Consider the following 17,469-nt stretch of genomic DNA (forward strand, 5'->3'; position numbering starts at 1 on the left):
TTTAGTGATTCCTCTCATCATCTATTTTTTAAAATTTTTTTCTAATTCTATACGCAATCGTTTATTTTCTTTTTCATGATCTCCCAAACTTCCTTCTAACCGATTTTTGATTTTTCCTACCTTTACAAAAAGAATCGTTGGTGTACCATTAACTCCATATAGATCAATTATTGGTTTATTTACTTTACTTGAAATATCCATATAATACACGAATCCTTCAAGTTTTAGTGACTCAGAAGTTTTTAAAAATATTGGTAGTACCTCTTTACAATTTCCACATCCCTCAGAACCAATAAATAGTGCAAATGTTTCTTTTCCCTTTATTTTCGTTTCAAATTCATCAACTGTAATATTTTTCATTTCAGTCGTCATTTTTTTATAGTCTTCGACATCAATTTCATGGTTTTCATCATCTTCGTGATTACCAATTAAAATAATAGAAATAAAACAAACTAAACAAACCAAAGTTGTTAAATACGCAATAACAATTTTATTCTTTTTCATTGCATACCAACTTTCCATTGTCTAAAATAAAAATTTTGTCTGCTACTTCATTAATTGATGGATCGTGAGTTATTACGATAACTATCTTACCTTCCTCCTTAAGTTTCAATAATTTATTAACTAAATATCTTTTAGAAGTATAATCCAGATTTCCACTAGGTTCATCCAACAAAAAAATACTAGCATTTTTTCTAAAGAAACAACGATCAAGTAAAATTTTTTGCCTCTGTCCTTGAGAAATATTATTTCCATAATCAAAAATAATATCATTCATCTCAAGATGATTACCAAATATTGAATAGTATTCTTGTATTTGGTTATCTTCACAAAATACATTCATCGAAATATTGTTACTGACAGAGTTAAAAAACAAGAATTCATCTGTAGAGTAGTGCGAAATATAATCTAAAATATTTGTATTAGAAAGGGTAGAGAGTCTATTGTTTCCAATTCTAATTTCGCCTTTCTTTGGTTCAAGAAGCCCCAGTAAAATTTTTAATAGAGTAGTTTTTCCAATACCATTTCTTCCGTTTATTACATATATATTTCCTTGATGAAAATCTACAGTTAAGTTTCTCAATATTGGTTGTTTTTCTTCATAAAAAAAGCTTAAATTATCAATAAATATTCCATTTTCTTCGTCATTATCAACTAAAGAAACTTCTTTAGTCACTTTTGATATGTTTGTTTCTTCATTATTTGAAAAATTCTTAATTGCATTAACATAATCTAAGGAAGCTGCACTCAATCGATACTCAATATAATCTTTTGCTATTCGTTCCATAGAGTTAATGATTACAAAAAAAACATACATCCCTGATGTTAACGGGTATAACGGTGTATCAAAATATTTAAAAGAAATATAAGTAACTCCAATAACAGAAACAACAATAGCAAAAGTCGATAAACTTGATAGGATAGATAATCTATTTTGTAAAATTTGTTCCAAAAATTTTGCTTCGAAAAAATTTTCCATTTTTTTATCTAGCTCTTTTTTAGCTTCTTTCTCTTTTTGAAAAACTTTAATATCATAAATCCCTAAAATATTTTTTTCAAAGTCTGCAAATAAATCATTAGACGTCCAAATTAAGTTTTTTTGAAAATTAGTAATATCTTTTAATGATGATTTTACATAAATATAATACATAAGTGAAACACACAAATATATAAAAGGAAATGTAAAATGAAGATTAAATAAATAAACCACCATTAGTACGGTCATTAAAATATCAACTTTCAAAAAAAATTTACTACTGATTCCTGAAGCACTTCCAATTAAGGTAGATAGATAACCAATCGCGTTGTTGGCATTTTCTTTTGTTTCTAACTTATTCATACTAGAATAATAAAACTCATCAACTGTTTGCTTTTGGATTCTATTTTCCAAACGTAATTTTAATTGAGAATAACGAATTCCTGAATAATAACTACTGACAAAAAAACAGATATAAAAAATCAAATATACGATTATATTTTTTGAATTTATAAATGTAAAATTATTATGCAACATTCTCTGTAGCAACTCAAAAAAAAGCAATGGTAATATATAAGTTATACATATTAAAGTACCTAACTCTATCTTAGCCATTTTCGGAACACTACTGAGAAATTTATAATAATAATGATCCAAACTTTTTTTCATTTGTATGTTACGTTGATTACTTTTTGAAATGGTATCTACTAAAACTATTATATTTAATGATGTTTTAGAAAGATCCTTATGCGAGATTTTAGTTAATGTTGGTTTTGATGGGTCAGATACTATATATTCATCTTTTCTTGTATCATAATAATGGACTACAATATAATGAGAAAGTCCTCCACTGTTTGTTAATAAAATCAATGGATAATTTTGCGTTTTTATCTCAGAAAGATTTTCAAGTTCATATGCATTTGATTCTATTCCAAAATCTTTTAAAATATCAATCATTTCTTTAGCTGATAAACCATTTTTATTGAGTTCAATAGAAAAATCAATACTAGTTGACATTTTTTTTACTATACTTAATTGTTCTAAAACAGTTTGAAGCGCTGCTACTCCACAATCACTTTGCAAATTTTGCATTGTGTGCGAATATTTCATTTAATCACTCCTTTAAGTAAATAACTACCTATATTCATAATTGAAAGAATAATAAAACTTATCAATACATATAAAAAGAAATTTCCATTATTAAAAGCTACTATCATGCTATCTATTAACTGGTTATTATTAAATGGATTAAAGTAATTTACAACAGAATCTGTTTTAAAAACATTTGTAATCAAGCAAGGAACAGTTACTATTGATAAAGTGGACAATAGCGTATTCTCTAATGTATTCCCATAAAGTGAGCTATATTTAATAATAGTAAGAATAACCCCGCTAAATGAAGCATAGAGAACAATTGCAATCACTATTGTTTTCCATAGCTGTAAAATTTCAATCTTATCATTCATCAGTAAACTAACGGGATATGAAAAAGTTCCCGTATCTCCCCAAAATAAACTACCAATTAGCCAAGAGATTAATAGTAAAAACACTATATAATTCATTACAATTAACCAAGAAAGTTGATACTTTTTTTTTCTAATTTCTTCTTTATTAATTGGTAATGAATGCAAAAATCGAATCGTTTTTTTTTCATATTCTTGCCAGTAGAGATCAAAAAAGAGTATGCTTAAAAATACTACCCCATAAATTGACATCGTCCATTTCATCGTATTTAAAGTTAAGCCAAAACCAGAGTATCCATAAAGTGCTGTGTCTGGTTTTATTTTATTTGTCAAAAAAAATTCGTTCTCCGTTACTACTCGCTGAACTTGTTCTTCTGTGTAAGTATTTTCCAAAATCATTCCAGTCTTTAAAATATCTAGCAAACTTTTGACGTATCTATTTTGTGACTGCAAAGAAGCCTCCCAATTTTTTTCACTAAATGTAAGTGAGTAATCATTTAAATTCTTGATACTCGTTTCGAAATTGTTTAAAAGTTGTGTTAGTTCACTATCAGTTAGCTTTTTTTCTGCATCAAAAAAATCATCTTGTGATCTGTGTTCAGTTAATGCACCATAGATTAATTGTTGTTTTGAAAACAAAGTATGATACTGTTCATAGTATTCATTTTCTAAATCCTTTACTGCTTGATTATGATTACTATTCAATTGATATACACTATATAGTAAAAATAGAAAAGGAATAAATAACAAAAACACATTTTTAGCGTTTATTAAAAATTTTTTCAATTCGAAAGTAAGTAAGTAATTCAACTATCGTCACTCCCTCCAAATAAGCTATAATAAATCTGATTTAATGAAGCTGAACTAGATTGACAATCATACACTTTACCTTTAGTTAAACAAGATTCAAAAAAAGAGTTTTCTTTTTTATAAGGCAGCTTTACTGTCACTAAATTTCTATTAATAACTTTATACTCCAAACCAAACTTTTTGATGACTGGTACAAAGTTTGCTTGATTATCTACGACAAGTCGGTATTCTTTACAAAACTTTCTATGAATTTTTTCACCTGTTATGATTTTTCCTTGTTTCAAAAATAAAATATCATTTGTCAACGCTTCAATTTGATCTAAATTATGAGACGATAAAATAACTGTTGTTCCTTGCCCATGTAATCTCAACAAAATTTTTCTAACTTTCGCTACACTGATTGGATCTAAACCATTGATTGGTTCGTCTAAAATTAATAGTTTAGGATTTGAAATAATCGCTAAAGCAAAAAGTAAGTGTTGCTTCATCCCTAAAGAATATGTTTTCACTTTTTTTGGAAGATAAGAAACCATATCTAAATAGTCTAATGTGCGCATCATTTTTTTTGTTTTCAAGCTATACGTTTGTTGAACTAAATGAATATGATCCCAACCAGTTAATTCTTGATATAATACGGAATTGTCTTGCATATAGGAAATAGTATTAAAAATTTCCTGTCCGTATCCTTCCTTCCCCTCAATCAATATTTTTCCTTGATCCATCGTTTCTAATTTGCAAATAATATTCATTAACGTCGTTTTACCAGAACCATTGGGTGCAATAAGAGCAATCAAACGCGGGTTTTCAATAGTCAGGGACAGTGAATCAAGAATTTTTTTATCACCGAAACGTTTAGTTAAATGTTTAATTTCAAGAATCATTTTTACTTACCTTCTCTTTTTGTTTATTAAAAAAAAATTTACTAAAAAAATTATGACTATTGCCAAAGACAAGGAAAATATACCATTAATAAAATTAATCTCTCTATTAAAAGCGTTAAAAGTCACTCCTGCATAATAGTCTACATTATCAATCAATATCCAACTATAATTCGATTGGAGTGTAGTACTGTTTTCAAAATTATGACCAATAAAAAGATTAAAAGGATACGTATAACTAAATGGATTATATGCCGAGAAACTTTCACTTATTATAGTTGTGTGTTGAAAGAAAAAACTCATTAAAAAAATAATAAATACCGTTCCAAAAATAGCAAAGATACTTTTTTTGATTAGCAACACAACTCCATAACATAATTGATAGATTAAAGTCCCTACTAAAAAGGTACAACAATATAATTGTATAAGAATTTTATAGACAGGCATCAATACGATATTTCCTTCTATCCTTGTAATCACTGGATAATCAAAGGGAAGTTTTTGTCCGAAAATAAATCCTAATATGTAGCAAATAAAAAAAAGACTAACTAAAAATAACGCCAGATTAATGCTATAAAATACAGTATCTGCCCACAATAGTTTCCAGCGCTCAATTGGTAAAGTTGTTAAAAAAGCAATATTCTTATTCTCATATTTTCTTAAATGAATTAATCCAATAAGAATGATTAGAATCATTAATCCAAATGGTGTTGCTAAATATTTTAAAACCGCTATTTGGAAAAACCAATTGGATATACTTGCTTTAGAACTTACAAGTGGCAATTTATTTTTTTTTAAGTAACTAAAAAATTGCGTTTGCCCTTTTACATAAGAAGCAAACAATGCTTCTGAGTTGTTAAACGACTCATCTTTAGCGATTTGAATGTATTCCTGAAAATTGAAAGTCGTTAAATGTTTTTCTTGAAAACTATAAAACTCAAGATATGTTTGGTCTTGCAGAGATTGATATACCTCTAAAAAATCTCTATTGTTCTCTTCAAAACGTTGTTTCATTTCCTCCATTTCTTTTTCAGAAAATCCATCTTCAGTATTTAACTGATAGGATTGTAAATTGTTTTCATAATCCTTTTCAGTGAAGCGGTAAATATCATCCAACTGATTTAAATACTTATTCTCTAAATTCATCGTTAATAAAAAAAAGAGGGCAAGAATAAAGAAAAATAGCAGCAAATTGAAACTATTTTTATTGCTTCTAATCACTTTATATTCAAAAGATAAGTACGAAAAAAAGTGTTTCATTTTAAAACCTCCAAACAAAAATATAAAGGTTTTTCTAAAAAGAAAAACCTTTATTCTTTTACCTATGGAGCTGCAGTACAAAGATGTGTCACAACATTCCCTTGAACATTATGTTGTCTTCTACCTCTTGAACAACTATGATAACAATAATAATAATATCTACCTACACCATAGCCTGCCCCTTCATAAACCACTCCACCAACAATTTTTGATGCTTTTTCATTTGATAGTTTTTTCATTTTCAACACCTCCTATACATTTATTTTAACATAAAGTTTAGTTAAATCTATAAGAAGATATTTTTTAAAAAATATTAACAAATTAAAAAAATGTTTTTTCGTTATAATTTAATTTTAAAAATCTTTTTTATGTATCCTTTTACTTCACTTATGATTTTAAAATATTCCTTTTCATACTTCTAAAACTTTTGATAAGAAGAAAAATCTTTTGTTATTTTTTCTTATATATAAGAGAGGGAATTTCCTGTTATTTAATTAAAACAAATAGTCATTCATATTGCGATAAGAGTCATCTTTTTGTATAATAAATTTATAGGATAGAAATTCGTGCGACGTGATAAAAGGCTTCTTTTATTGTCGTGGCATCAGACAAATAAATAAAAAAATTGGCACTTCAATCGTTCGGCGGCAACCTTACGATCGAAGCCTTGTTAAGACAACATAACTGTCCAAACAAGTTGCCAATAGCGCTAGCAAATACTAGCTTCTTTTATTGTACCCAAAGTTTAAAAAAATTTCCAGAAAATCTTTTCTTTGTGTATAGTTTAGTTGTCGTATGTAAAGCTAGTCTATTGTCGACGGTATTGGGCATTCGCTCAATGCCGTTTTTTCTATCCTGTTAATTTTATACAAAGGGGGATTGAATACTAGAACGTTAAAAAATAGCATAAAACAAAAAGGCACTTCATTCTTTGGCGGCAACCAAACAATGAAGCCTTGTATAGACATCCATAACCCAATCCATACAAGTTGCCCTTTACGACCGCCGAAGCGTTCGTTTCTTTATTGTACCTAATTTTCAATTGAATTTCTAGCTGTTCTTGCTTTTCTGGAAATATTGGGGTGATTTGAAGAAAAAATAGCGTATTTGGTGAACGTAATTGTTAACGGTATTGATGGTTTTGAATGATAAAAAGTGTGTGAATCGATTGAATAGTGAAGATGTGGCGTCTTCTGTTCTTTTTGATTGTTGGTTGCTTTTTATTGGTTAAATCTGAGATAACGTTTTTTTGTTTTATTTTGTCGCTGAAACGGTATAAACACAACAGGATTTGGAACATCTTTTGTATCGTTTTGGTTTTGTTAATTGCCCAGTCTAGTTTAGTAAAGTTAGAATAAATAAATTGATAGAAAAAAGGAGTTATAATCTATTCGCTCCTTTTTTCTACAATCTAATGGCAATTCCTTTAAACAGTTTTCTTTTAAATAAATTCTGACTCTTTCAACATATCAATTAATAAACAACCTTTTATCCAGACATCCTGTCTGTACATTTGAATACCATTTATTTCAATTGGTTTGTCACTTGAGTCTCTACCAGTACCTCTAAAAAAAACTTTATAATCTTGTGACTTTGGAAAATTGATAGCCGTTTTCATAACTCCATTTTTGTTATAAATCGGTACTCCATTTTTATCACAACAATTAGTTTCTATAAGTTTATTTTCAGTAATTAAATAACGAACCTCGTTCCAAGTTCTTTTGACTTCATTTTCAATAAAATCTTCACTGAATAAAAATCTTTTAAAACCTAAAAATTTATTATTTAGAAGTAAATCATTTTTTCTTTGCTCTTCAAAAATAATGAATAAAAATTGACGTTCGCTAAATTGACTAAAAACAGTAGAATTTTCAAACTCTACATTTTCATCCATCCATTCGTCAAAATTGACTTTAAAAAGTTTAGTATCTTCAGTTCTCATCTTTGTTAACGTTTGAGTTAAAGTTTTAGCTACTAATCCTACTTCACTAAAATCTTCTATTTTACTGATTTTCTTAGACTTAGCTCCAAACATTTTCGTGACTATTTGCTCTGTGATAGATTTGCTTACATCACCTTTTTCATTTAGTTTTACTGGAATGTTCAATTGATTTATCAATTCTTTGATTGTCATACCTTTATATTTTTCGGTAAATTCATTTAATTTTTTATCAATTTCATAAAAACTAGAGAACGATTGATCTAACTTTTCAAATTTCTTACCAAAATATTTTTGTACTATCGTAGAGACGGTTGCTCTCTTCAATCTAAATCTAGGTCTATTAGGCCATTTAGGAGCCGTATCTATCAACATTAATTTAGGTCTTAATTCAGAAGAAATCCGACTATATTGGTCTGCTGGATTCTCATACTCTGATTGAAGTTCAGCTATAAAATTGCGAACTATCTCCCAATCATTTTCCAATTTCTCCTGATCTTCCATATCAAACTCATGAAAATGATAACCTTTTATATAGAAATTAGCATACTCCGAAGCTTTTACTGTAACTTCTGAATCATAATGATAATAAATCAGAAGCATTTTTTCTAATTTATGCCAAAAATTAGAATCTTTAAATGTTTCATTAACAATCTTTTCTGGAGATACTGCTGTAATGGACATTGGTTCTTTCGCTTCAAAATCGTTACCATTATCTTTTTTTGGTTTTCTGATTCCAGTGGTCTTTAATTCTATATCCTCACCGTCAACATATAAATCAGGACTTTGTTTAGTATCTGCTGGATAACCTAACACCGATTGTTCAATTACATCTCCTGCTATTCCAGTAATTTTAGGATTCAGAATAGTTCTATCAAATACATTATTAGAATCTACTTCACCTAGAGTTTTATCAATAACTTTGTTTAAAATTTCAATAAGCTGTTTTTTTGTAAAAACATGTTCAGAATGTTCCATAAATTCACCTCAAAAATAATTGATAATAAAACTATATGCATATATTATTATATCAGAAAAAGAAAAATCGTTAACAAATATTTTAGATATTACTACTTCAAATTTTTAAGTCAATAATTTAATCTAATATATTCAAAAAGATCTTCATCTTTTTTTTGATTTAGTGTATAATAATATTTAGTTTGTCGAAAGGATGTTCGCCTAGTGGGAAAAGAATTGAAAGTTTTAGAATTATTTGCCGGTGTCGGTGGATTTCGCGTAGGATTGGAAAACTCAAATCCTAACCTATTCAAAACCCTTTGGAGTAATCAATGGGAGCCATCTCGTAAAAGCCAAGATGCTTTTGAGGTTTATGACTATCATTTTCCTGAAAGTGATAATATAAATGAAAATATAGAAGAAATATCAAATCAAACCTTTGAAAATATGGATGCTGATATAATAGTTGGTGGATTTCCTTGTCAAGATTATTCTGTTGCACGAAGTAAGAAAAAAGAAATGGGTATCGAAGGGAAAAAGGGCGTGTTGTTTTGGCAAATAATCAGAGCAACAAATCATATCCGTCCAAAATACCTTATTTTAGAAAATGTTGATCGCCTATTGAAATCCCCTTCAAAACAACGTGGTCGAGATTTTGCTGTTATGCTTGCCTCCTTCAACGACTTAGGATATTCAGTTGAATGGCGTGTTATAAACGCTGCTGATTATGGACGAAGTCAAAGAAGAAGAAGAGTATTTTTCTTTGTTTATCGGAATGATACGAAATTTGCAAAATCAATAGATAAAAAATTTGAAAATATAAATACTGAGTTTTTGTTTGATGAACATATGTATGACAATTACATTTTTAAAGAAGGTTTATTTGCTAGACAATTTCCAATAAAACAAGTAGCAGTTAAAAACCGCCATGCTTCTTATGAACTTCCTAACGATATTGTACAAGTTTCAGATGATTTTTCTGGAGTTGTTTGGAACACAGGAGTAATGCGTCATGGTAGATATTTCACTATTGATACAGAACCAACAATGAATGAACAACCGAAAACACTTGGTGAAGTTTTACAACCAGAAAATGAAATTCCCGAAAAATACTATTTGAATGATGATAAAAAGTTGGAAAAATTTAAATATCTTCGTGGTCCTAAAAAAATAGAACGGAAAAGTGAAGACGGTCATAGTTATTTTTATTCTGAAGGAGGTATGTCACCTTATGATGATTTATCTCTCCCTGGTAGAACGATGTTGACTTCTGAAGGTTCTGTAAACCGTTCTACCCATTTATTAAAAATTAATGGAAAATATAGACTTTTAACGCCAATTGAAGCTGAAAGGTTACAAGACTTTCCAACTGATTGGACAAAATATAAAAAATTGAAAGATGGATCTATCGTTGAAGTTTCAGATAGAATGAGATTATTCTTTATGGGAAATGCTTTAGTAACTGAAATAGTCAAACGAATTGGAGATGAATTACAAAAAATAATTGATATATATTGATATCTCTATCAAAATAAAAAAATTAGTAAAATGTATTTGTTTGAATAGATTCATTATCACATAATTACTAAATACCCTCATAAATCTAAACAGTTATTTCTATAATTTTTACTTTTTATTCATTTCATTAAATAAGAAGAGGAATAATAATCTAAAAAATCTTGATTATCGTTCCTCTTTTATACTATTGATCAAAAAAACATGCACAACCTTTGTCTCTCAGTAATTCTTCTACAGTTTTGGCATTAGCCCAAAATGTTCGTTTCGTTAACAAATCACCATTAGAAAATTCAAAAGTGTCTTCAGAATTCGCTGCTTTAGGTCTTATATGAAATTTTAACTCATCACTTAATTTGGGGAATTTTGTTTCATCTCCTAACTTAAAAGCTTCAACTGTGTTATTGTAAACTTTAAAAGCATCATCTTTATATTTTTCAAAACTAAATTTTTTAACTATTTTTAAATCAGAAACCTCTTGTGTATCTTCTTTCCAAGACAAAACAAAAATAGGGTACTCTTTATTTATTTCTTGTAAAAATTTTGATTCTTCAAATTTTTTATACTTATCATCCCTAGGATAGTCTTCCCACTGAAAGAGCTCATTGAAGGTTGAATTAGGAAAGGGATAAGACTCTTTAACTTTGTGATTTTTGATAGCAATAACTCTAAAGTAGGTAATATCTATTTCTTTACTTTTCAAATAATTAGCTATTGTATTGCTAATACTATACATATTTTCTTTTTCATTATTTATATATTCAATTAATTTTTTAGTATCTATATTATCTATGTTATTGACTAATGACTTCTTTTGAGATAAAAAATTCTCACTTAAGTACTCAGAAAATAAAGAATCTGTTTTAAAATCACCAACTTTCAAATCTTCTTGATTAAAAATGTATATAAATTTATTATATAACTGTGTTAAGTAATCGTCATCTAAACTATTATCAGATTCTTTTATCTCATTTAATACAAAGCTTTGAAAATAATTCTTTCCATAACTATCTAATTCTATATGTTTATCTTTACCTTCTCTTGGTCTGTTTTTCCACCAAGTATCAACAACTAGTGCTTGATTTAATTTATTTAATAAATCTTGTTTTGATTCAGGATTACTTAGCTCTTCTTCCACTATCTTAATAACATCCTCTAATTTTCTTTTTTGAAAATTTTTACTTTCTCCTGGTTTCATTTGTGTAACTAGATATAGTTTCGCAAAATCTAAAATTTTGATTCCACTATACAAACCTGGATTCTCTCCTTCTTTCAAAATTTTTAATTGGCTACTTTTCAAATATATATTTATTTTTGTGACAATTTCGTTATCAGCTAATTGATCCTCTTCTAAAATAGGAATTTGTGTATTTAAACCACTTGTTATATCTTTCACATTCTTTTCTTTTCCAACTATAAAAATCGTTTTCACAATAATATCTTTTGAAGCTTCTTCAATCAGCTTTTTTAGATTCTGCCTAAGTACCTTTAACTGTTCAGATTCCATATTTTCAATATTTTCTACCATTAAATCTATTTCCAAATCCAACTCTTCCATACCTGTAAAAAATTGTGTTAAGGTTTGAGCACCATTAATAACGCTTATTTTCTTCGGATTTATCTTTACAGTATCTCCAGTTCTGTCAATCGGTTGATAATCGTATGAAAATATAGTTATTCCATTATGATAAAACCAAAATTGTTCAGGCCGATTATAACCAGATGTCTCTAAATCCATTTCCAAAAGTTTTGATAAATTACTATATATTTTATCATCATTTTTATAATTTATTAAAAATTTCACTTTTATATAATTTTTAAATTTTTCTTTTATCTTCAATCCAGTTCTATCTCTATTTAAACCATACCTAACATTTTTATTAAACAAGTTACTTCCAGTTACATTAAAAACTCTTTTTAGTTCTTTCATTGAAACATTATATATAAATCCTTTTAAATCATTTTCTTTATCGTTACTGGTTCTACTACAGTCGCTGTATTCCAAAAAGTTTATTCCATTATCATCCACAGAAATACTCATTTCTTCATCTATTTCAATATAATATGAAACTTTTTGGTCATAAACCTCTTTTAATTTTTTTTGTTCTTCTCTAGATAATCTTTTTTTAGTTTTAAGAAATAAATCGCGTTCGTGATCCCAATTCTTAAAAATAACAATAATAGAAGTAAAATTTTCATCATCTTTCTTTACTTCACATAATTCTGAATAGTCAAAAAGTTCATTTGAATTACTGCAATCATATATTATATAATATTCATCTTCACCTGTATTTTTAGTCGTACCTTCAAGTTTATAATATCCTTCTCTCCCGTCAATCGGTAATGGATCGGAAATTTTTAAATCACTAGTTTCTTCTAGAAATGCGATTAAACCTTTTAAGATATAAAAATTATTATTTGATTTCATTTTTCATCCTCCTTATTTAATTTGAGCGGTATAAAAGTCAAAAAAATCTTTACACATTTTTTTTAATCTATTCTTATTTTCATTGTTCGAATTGCTGTTATCAATATAATAAATTAGGTCTTCTATTTCTTTTCTAAATATTCTAATTACTGATTTAGTAGCATTTTCATCTTTATCGTTATTTCTTACATATAGCTCAAATACTAATCGATCAAAATATGCTTCTACCTCAGAATCTACAGTTATTTTAGAATCATATCTTTTATTTATTTTTGTACTTTTCACTTTTCCCTTAATAAAATCAGCTCTCTTATCTTTTTCAGGATATATACTTGCTTCAGAAATATTGAACAGTGAGCTCAATTCTTCTAAAATAGCCGATTTATGAGATTTATCGATAGTAATAACTCTATAATAACAGTCTGGAATTTTTCGGTATTTATGTCCCGGAAATAAAATAAATCCTCCACTTTGTATTTTCATTCGTTCATTATTATAACCATGAGTAATAACCTTAAAATCTCCTAAAAATGGAGTAGTAGTTGGATTTTTATCAAGTAATGATGAATAAAAATTTTCTATATAGTTAGATTGTGGGGAAAAATATTCTGGAAATGCAAAAATATAGATTTTTCCATTCTCATCTAAATCTTTGCTACAAGCAAAGTAAAGTGCAGGTAAAATACTAAAAGATATATCAAGTAATCTACTTATGGAAATATAATGTTGAGAATCAATAGCTTTTTCAATATTTTTTAAACTTCCTTTATCAACTATCTCGTAATCACAAAGCAAATCCAATAAATTCAGCTCATCATCTCTAGTATATTTTTCTCTAAAAAGTGACGGCATTAAAGAAGTTTCTCCATAATTCATAGGTTCACCCCTATACGCTAAAACACATTCACTTTTTGAAAAAGATAAAATCTGTTTTTTTAATTCCTTTATTACAGTGTCTACTTCATCTAAATAACTAACTAGATTTTTTTCGTTACTTTTTTCTGACATAAAACCCTCCATATAAAAATAATCTATCGAAACATAATTTCCTAAAAAATCCATAACTTTTCAATTAATTAATAATACTTTAGTCATATGTAACTTTTTTTAAATATAGATAAAACTCATTTTATGTAATATATATAATTATATTACATATACATAATAAAAACTACATATATTATATTTCCACCTAATTCTTCTCCACCCGAATCACATCCACCACATCTCGCGGATTACACACGTCCACACTTACTACTCGAGCATCATCAATCACTTTTTGTGTTAATTCTCGAATTTTTTCTGGATCTTTAACAACTTCTATAGGCAGTTGCCAGTGTCCTGGTACTGGATAAACAGTAATTGTCCCATTATGATTACTGCTATAGACAACAGATCCATCTGCAGTTGCTGGTCCTGAAAGAACTATCACATCTACAGGATAGCCCACGCTTCCTTTGTCATATATATTGATAGGTGATCCCGCTGGAAGTCTGTCTATATAAAGTGCTGAATTTTTCGTTCCAATCACTGTCAACCACACTCGGGCAAATTCAATTTGATCATCTGAATACCCCAATAAAAGGCTATCGTCTCCTTTTGCTTGTTGAGCCGCTTTATCCACATCTGCTTGCGCTTTTGCTAATGCATCATTGACCGCTTGTTCTGCGGCTTGTTGTTGTTGATTTAATTCATTGAGTTTGTCATTGGTATCAATCATCGCTTTCATTAAAAGTAACTTTGCCGTATAACCAGCTTTTAATTCTGCGTTTTTTACTTTTTCGACTTCTTTATTTAATGTATTATATTCAGTTTGTTGAACCGTTTCTTTTGGTACATTTCCATCAAAAGATTCACTGAATAATTTTTGAATTTTTTCGACTTCAGTCACTTGCTCTGTCGCATTTTTTAGGATGGAATCAATGCTTTCTTGCCATTTTCCTTTTAGTTCTTTCTCTTCTTTAACCGTGTCAGTAACAGCGGTGATCTTTTTTTGTGTTAAATCAATCGTGATTGGTAGCTGATCTTTCACATTATCTCCATCGATGGCAACTTCCTTTGAGCTGAATAATTCATTGGTTTTGGTTTGGATGGCTAATTTTTTATTTGCTTTTGTCGCATCTTGTTCCAGTTTCTTGAGATTCTCTTCTGCTTTTTTAGTTGTTAGTTTTGTTCCAAAATCGTTTTTTAACTTTTCGACTTCTTCTTGTTGTTTTTGTATTTTTTCTGTTGTTTCTTTAATCGTTGTTGCTTTGACTTCTTTGGCTAAGAAATCGTGTTGATCATCATACAGTGAGGCCACTTCTTTGTACAGTTTCCCATCTTTCGTGGTTGCCTTTTCAATTGCTGTGACATCATTTTGAGCAGCAGTAATTTTTGCTTGTTTCTGAAAGAATACAATCCCAATACCCACAACAATCATAACGACTACCCCAATCGAAATTCCCCAAACATTCTTTTTCATTCTCTAAACACTCCCGTCATTGTTGCTACTTTTTCATTTGTTCTTATCACTAGTTTATCACAATTATCTATTTTGTCCTTCTATTTACCTAAAAATAAAATAACAAATCAGACTAATTAATGATACGAAAATCATGAACAGCAGTTGTGAAAAAATTCTTGTCATTCATTTTCTAAACAAAAGTTTTAATCGTAAACCTCATAAAAAACGTTGCGATAAAATTAAGGATTGCTCGTCTCACCCTTCTATCATCAATCGATAGTATACGAGTAGATTTCACTTGCATTGACCTAAATTTTTTATCACAACGTTATTTCTTATTTGTTTATTCTAAATCTTAATGTCTTTTAAAATGACTTAATCAAAATTGGGTCCAGTAAAAGTATAAGTGATTTCCAAACCTGTCATGGTTAATACACCTTTTGTTAGAGATGGATTATTCGCTTCTAATTTGTAATCTAACCATTCAACTCTTTGTTCATCTAATTTAGAATATGCTTCATACGTCACTGTTGCATAAACAGTATAGGGACCACCGATAAAAGCGCCTGTAACATAATCATAAATGGTCGTTGTTTCCTCAATCTTACTAGGTGCCCAATCTATTACATTTCCGTTAAGATCATAATATGTTACCTTATAATAAATATTAGGATCGGGTATCTCAATAACTCCTGTTTGTCTTAAGATGATCAATCCAAATTGAGGAGGACCAAAACTATAGACGAGCGTAATGACTTGATCCTCTAACGCAAATATCCCAGATGTATTATCCGAAGTGCCAAAGAAGAAATAGCCATCGATTGCTTTAGGCTCAACCAGGTATTCTTCTCCTACTTTTCCAGTCAATATATCGTCTTCCATAATTGGATTGCCTACTAAATCTTGATATTTAATAATCAATCGACCCTCTGCTACTTCTTTTTCATAAACAAATATTACGACTTGATCTTCTTTCGTAAATGTTCCAGATACGCTTCCTATCACTTCCTTAAATATATACCCGTCAATTGTTTTAGGTTCAACTAGATATCCTTCTCCTACTTTTCCAGTCAATAATTCATCTTCTGCAAGTGGATTGCCTGTCATATCTTGATATTTAATCGTCAAACTTCCATCTTCTATTTCTTTTTCATAGATAAATGTTACCACTTGGTTTCCTTCAGTAAATGTTCCAGATACATTTCCTATCACTTCTTTAAATACATATCCTTCAATTGCTTTTTGCTCTGCAACATAATTATCACCTACTAAACCGTTTAAAATCACAGGTTCATCAAGTGATACACCATCAATCGTTTGATAATTTACAGTGACTGTTCCTTCTTCCTGAACTGGCCCATCATCTGAATACGTGTGGACATAGCCAACATATTCAAACCCTGGTAAATCAGTTTCAACAGTATAAGTTGATTGTCCAATTGGTAATAACTGAGTCGTTGATTTAGGTAATGCTTTGTCAGAAGCTTCCGCAACAACCGCAAGTCCAGTACCACCAGCAAGAATAAGTAAAGCCAACATTGTTTTAAACTGTTTTCTTTTCCAAATTAATAAGCTAACAGCTAAAAGGATCAGGAAAGCTCCCAATAATCCAACTGTCACATAATTTTTAGACTCACCAGCTTTCGGCAAATTAGAACCAGTATGAACAGTCTTATTCACTGTGTTTGTAGCTAGTTTTGTCGGCGTAGTTGGTGTTGAGGGTGGCGTTGGTTTAGGATCAGGATTATCGGGAATATCATTGTAAACTAATTTGATATCTTCCTTATCGTGTAAAATAGAAAGGTTTGGTGCTTCTTTGACAAGTCCTTGTTGTTCCTCAGCGGATAAATCAGAAACTAGCACATAATGAGTCGTCACAGTAGAATTTGACGGAGCAGCATCAACCCTTGCGGAGAAAACGCTTACAAATCCAAACAAAATAGAAACTAGCAACAATGCACTTCTAATAAAACTCTTTTTCATAATCTTTCTCCTTACTATTTATTTTGATTTCATTATAAATGATTATTAAATAAATGTGAAGTTTTTTTGAATATTTTTTAATTTAAATATGTATTATTTTTGTTTTTATGTTTTTTATAAAGACTTCTTTTAATTATCAGTTTTCTCATTTATTCTTTTGAAGCGAAAAGTTAGATGCATTTATTTATAAAATGCAACTAAAATAGAATGAATTTTTCATTAACTAAACATTTCTACTATTATCCACACGAAAAACGCTGTGACAAACAGACCTAACTCTTGTTTGTCACAACGCAAATGTTTTTTCGAAAGA

General features: G+C 28.9%; 12 protein-coding genes. 1 reads left to right on the top strand and 11 read right to left on the bottom strand.

Annotated features, from left to right (window positions below):
• Positions 1-21: 21 nt before the first annotated feature.
• The 7 genes from ACYSNW_RS16340 to ACYSNW_RS16370 form a co-directional block, all read right to left on the bottom strand.
• Entirely contained in the window at positions 22-504 is a 483-nt protein-coding gene (locus ACYSNW_RS16340; protein WP_461746303.1) for a thioredoxin family protein, read from the bottom strand.
• Positions 491-2,587: an ATP-binding cassette domain-containing protein gene (locus ACYSNW_RS16345; RefSeq protein WP_461746305.1), complete on the bottom strand. Its 2,097-nt coding sequence runs from the start codon at positions 2,585-2,587 to the stop codon at positions 491-493. Before ACYSNW_RS16345 ends, ACYSNW_RS16340 begins: the two co-directional genes overlap by 14 nt.
• The gene (locus ACYSNW_RS16350) at positions 2,584-3,750 is read right to left on the bottom strand and encodes a hypothetical protein (protein WP_461746307.1); all 1,167 of its coding nucleotides are present in this window, start codon (positions 3,748-3,750) and stop codon (positions 2,584-2,586) included. The genes ACYSNW_RS16345 and ACYSNW_RS16350 overlap by 4 nt, the downstream gene beginning before the upstream one ends.
• Positions 3,747-4,631 (bottom strand): ABC transporter ATP-binding protein, encoded by an 885-nt coding sequence (locus ACYSNW_RS16355; protein WP_461746308.1) that lies wholly within the window; start codon positions 4,629-4,631, stop codon positions 3,747-3,749. The genes ACYSNW_RS16350 and ACYSNW_RS16355 overlap by 4 nt, the downstream gene beginning before the upstream one ends.
• A gap of 6 nt (positions 4,632-4,637) precedes the next feature.
• Positions 4,638-5,744, bottom strand: a complete 1,107-nt coding sequence (locus tag ACYSNW_RS16360; RefSeq protein WP_461746310.1) for a hypothetical protein — start codon at positions 5,742-5,744, stop codon at positions 4,638-4,640.
• 206 nt (positions 5,745-5,950) lie between these two features.
• Positions 5,951-6,127: a hypothetical protein gene (locus ACYSNW_RS16365; protein WP_461746312.1), complete on the bottom strand. Its 177-nt coding sequence runs from the start codon at positions 6,125-6,127 to the stop codon at positions 5,951-5,953.
• Positions 6,128-7,329: 1,202 nt separating this feature from the next.
• Complete coding sequence (locus ACYSNW_RS16370; protein WP_461746313.1) at positions 7,330-8,805, bottom strand: MutH/Sau3AI family endonuclease; 1,476 nt, start codon at positions 8,803-8,805, stop codon at positions 7,330-7,332.
• Between the two features lie 216 nt (positions 8,806-9,021).
• Between ACYSNW_RS16370 and ACYSNW_RS16375 the strand changes: the two genes are divergently transcribed.
• Positions 9,022-10,302: a DNA cytosine methyltransferase gene (locus ACYSNW_RS16375; protein ID WP_461746379.1), complete on the top strand. Its 1,281-nt coding sequence runs from the start codon at positions 9,022-9,024 to the stop codon at positions 10,300-10,302.
• Positions 10,303-10,486: 184 nt separating this feature from the next.
• On the opposite strand, the gene ACYSNW_RS16380 is transcribed toward ACYSNW_RS16375, so the two are convergent.
• The 4 genes from ACYSNW_RS16380 to ACYSNW_RS16395 all read right to left on the bottom strand — a co-directional run bounded on the left by ACYSNW_RS16380 (position 10,487) and on the right by ACYSNW_RS16395 (position 17,156).
• Positions 10,487-12,727 carry a hypothetical protein gene (locus ACYSNW_RS16380; protein ID WP_461746315.1) on the bottom strand — a complete coding sequence of 747 codons (2,241 nt, stop codon included), beginning with the start codon at positions 12,725-12,727 and terminating at the stop codon, positions 10,487-10,489.
• Positions 12,728-12,739: 12 nt separating this feature from the next.
• Positions 12,740-13,735, bottom strand: a complete 996-nt coding sequence (locus ACYSNW_RS16385) for an FRG domain-containing protein (protein WP_461746316.1) — start codon at positions 13,733-13,735, stop codon at positions 12,740-12,742.
• A 184-nt stretch (positions 13,736-13,919) separates the two neighbouring features.
• Positions 13,920-15,191 carry a hypothetical protein gene (locus tag ACYSNW_RS16390; RefSeq protein ID WP_461746318.1) on the bottom strand — a complete coding sequence of 424 codons (1,272 nt, stop codon included), beginning with the start codon at positions 15,189-15,191 and terminating at the stop codon, positions 13,920-13,922.
• A 357-nt stretch (positions 15,192-15,548) separates the two neighbouring features.
• A complete protein-coding gene (locus ACYSNW_RS16395; protein WP_461746320.1) occupies positions 15,549-17,156 on the bottom strand; it encodes a MucBP domain-containing protein in 1,608 nt (535 codons plus the stop codon).
• Positions 17,157-17,469 lie beyond the last annotated feature (313 nt).

This window comes from Enterococcus sp. LJL99, from assembly GCF_054871725.1.

What these genes read in the sequence shown, in the direction of transcription:
- ACYSNW_RS16340 (WP_461746303.1), bottom strand. Translation starts at nt 504, where the DNA reads ATGAAAAAGAATAAAATTGTTATTGCGTATTTAACAACTTTGGTTTGT.
- ACYSNW_RS16345 (WP_461746305.1), bottom strand. Translation starts at nt 2,587, where the DNA reads ATGAAATATTCGCACACAATGCAAAATTTGCAAAGTGATTGTGGAGTA.
- ACYSNW_RS16355 (WP_461746308.1), bottom strand. Translation starts at nt 4,631, where the DNA reads ATGATTCTTGAAATTAAACATTTAACTAAACGTTTCGGTGATAAAAAA.
- ACYSNW_RS16365 (WP_461746312.1), bottom strand. Translation starts at nt 6,127, where the DNA reads ATGAAAAAACTATCAAATGAAAAAGCATCAAAAATTGTTGGTGGAGTG.
- ACYSNW_RS16370 (WP_461746313.1), bottom strand. Translation starts at nt 8,805, where the DNA reads ATGGAACATTCTGAACATGTTTTTACAAAAAAACAGCTTATTGAAATT.
- ACYSNW_RS16380 (WP_461746315.1), bottom strand. Translation starts at nt 12,727, where the DNA reads ATGAAATCAAATAATAATTTTTATATCTTAAAAGGTTTAATCGCATTT.
- ACYSNW_RS16385 (WP_461746316.1), bottom strand. Translation starts at nt 13,735, where the DNA reads ATGTCAGAAAAAAGTAACGAAAAAAATCTAGTTAGTTATTTAGATGAA.
- ACYSNW_RS16390 (WP_461746318.1), bottom strand. Translation starts at nt 15,191, where the DNA reads ATGAAAAAGAATGTTTGGGGAATTTCGATTGGGGTAGTCGTTATGATT.
- ACYSNW_RS16395 (WP_461746320.1), bottom strand. Translation starts at nt 17,156, where the DNA reads ATGAAAAAGAGTTTTATTAGAAGTGCATTGTTGCTAGTTTCTATTTTG.